At 22.3% G+C, this 1,482-nt stretch carries 1 protein-coding gene; it reads left to right on the forward strand.

Annotated elements, in window-relative coordinates; genetic code table 11:
* The first annotated feature begins 139 nt into the window (after positions 1-139).
* On the forward strand, positions 140-1,234 hold the full coding sequence (locus G3997_RS06220; protein ID WP_296644511.1) for an AI-2E family transporter: 1,095 nt from the start codon (positions 140-142) through the stop codon (positions 1,232-1,234).
* Positions 1,235-1,482 lie beyond the last annotated feature (248 nt).

The raw sequence follows: 1,482 nt of genomic DNA on the forward strand, positions 1-1,482 counted from the left end.
CATTTTTTATTTCATTATTATAATATAATCCATATAAGCAAAAATTAAAATATTTAATAATTAAAAATCTTAAAATTTCACTTAATTGCATAAAATATATTTAGCAAGAAGTTTAACATTATCTAAGGAGGATATTATTTTGATTTCAAAAGAAAATATTAAATACTATATACTTGTAGCATTTATATCTATTTTATTATATAAAGCTATAGATTCTCCTAGTCAAATAATTAATAGAATTAGAGATCTTATGTCTTTTTTTAGCCCGTTTTTAATTGGAATACTTTTAACTTTACTTTTAAATCCTATGATAATGTTTTTAGAAAAAAAATTTAAAACTCATAGGCTTGTTAATATATTTTTTTCATATATATTGATTACTTTTGTATTTAGTGTTGGATTTAAGCTTTTAATTCCAGCTATAATAGATACATTAAATACTTTAATAAATGAAATGCCACATTACATAAATATATTAAATAAAATTTTAAATAATAATATATCTCAGTCAGAGTTTTTAGAAACTATTTTACCTCATATTCAAAATAATTTAAATAGTATATTAACTAAACTACTTGATTTATTTTCAAAAGTATCATCTGATTTATTTATATATATTTTTAGTATAACTTCACTATTATTTGATATTATAATGGGAATTATTTTATCTATTTATATGTTGTATGATAAAGAAAAAATAATAATTGCATGTAAAAAACTGCTATATGCTTCTGTTCCTATAAATAAGGCTAATGATATAATTGAATTTGTTAAAGTATCTCATAATATTTTTTATCATTATATAATAGGAAAGCTTATAGATTCATTAATAATCGGTATTTTAGCTTTTATAGGTTTTCAGTTTTTATTAAAAATTAATAACTCATTATTTTTATCTTTTATAGTATTTTTAACAAATATTATCCCTTATTTTGGTCCATTTATAGGTGCTATATTCCCTATCGTAATGACTTTAGTTTATAGTCCTATAAAAGCATTATGGGTAGCCATATTTATTCTTATACTGCAACAACTAGATGGAAACTTAATTGGACCTAAGATTATGGGTGATCAAGTTGGGCTTAGCCCTCTTTGGATAATATCTGCAGTTTTAATAGGAGGTTCATTATTTGGAATTGTAGGAGTATTTTTATCTGTGCCCATAGCTGCTATTATAAAATATTCACTAGATAAGTATATTCATAAAAAAATTCATATACGAATTCATAAGTAGTTTAAATAAATTTTTAATATATATTAAATATAAAAAGGGAGTATGTCTTTTTTAAGACTTCTCCCTTTTATTATATATTAATTATTGTTGTGGTACTTGGTCTTGTTGACTTGGTTCTGTACTTGGAGTCTGAACAGTTCCTTCACTATTTGAACCACCATTTTCTTGTGTATTTCCTGACTGATTATTTTCTTCATTAATATTTTGGTCAGTATTATTTTCGTCTGTATTTTCTTCTACATTTTGCT

It is taken from the genome of Romboutsia sp. 13368, assembly GCF_018336475.1.
Taxonomy (GTDB): Bacteria; Bacillota; Clostridia; order Peptostreptococcales; family Peptostreptococcaceae; genus Romboutsia.